At 59.2% G+C, this 559-nt stretch carries 1 protein-coding gene and 1 pseudogene; both read left to right on the plus strand.

The genetic code is table 11. The annotated features are described in order from the left end of the window. Positions 1 to 114, plus strand: a pseudogene (locus tag ACTHUR_RS16950) (tRNA (adenosine(37)-N6)-dimethylallyltransferase MiaA); the annotation flags it as partial. Between the two features lie 14 nt (positions 115 to 128). Further along, the coding region (locus tag ACTHUR_RS16955; protein ID WP_440399860.1) for a TfoX/Sxy family DNA transformation protein at positions 129 to 559 on the plus strand (431 nt) is incomplete at its 3' end.

Here is a 559-nt window from a genome sequence, read left to right on the forward strand (position 1 = left end):
CGCCAACTCACTTGGCTGCGCAAAATCCCATTGGCGCACAGCATCGACCCCTATACCGACGGCGACCACGTTCAGACGACCTTGGCACTCGTCCGCCGCCATTTCCAAATCTAAAAGCCATGACGACCCTGTTGACCACGCCGCCCGTCGCCCCGCAAACCTTAGCCGCCCTACAAACCCTCGGCATCCGCAGCGTAGAAGAACTGCGCGACACGGGTTCCGTCCAAGCTTTTCTGCTGCTCAAGGCCGCCGGACTGACCGTTACCCGCAGCACGCTTTGGCAACTCGAAGCCTTGTTGCTCGGTATCAAACCGCAAGAGCTGCCGCAAACGCAGAAAACCGCTTTGGAACAAGCCGTCAAAAACCATCCGCCCGTTGCCGTTTTCCCCACGTCGTCTGAAATGGAAACCTTCATGCGCGCTGCCTTAGTGCAGGCAGAACAGTCCGTCCGTATCGGCGAAATCCCTGTCGGCGCGGTCGTCGTCTCCAACAATCAAATCATCGCCGCCGCACACAACACCTGCGTCAGCGACCACGACATCAGCCGCCACGCCGAAAT

Source organism: Neisseria sp. P0021.S007 (assembly GCF_051956855.1).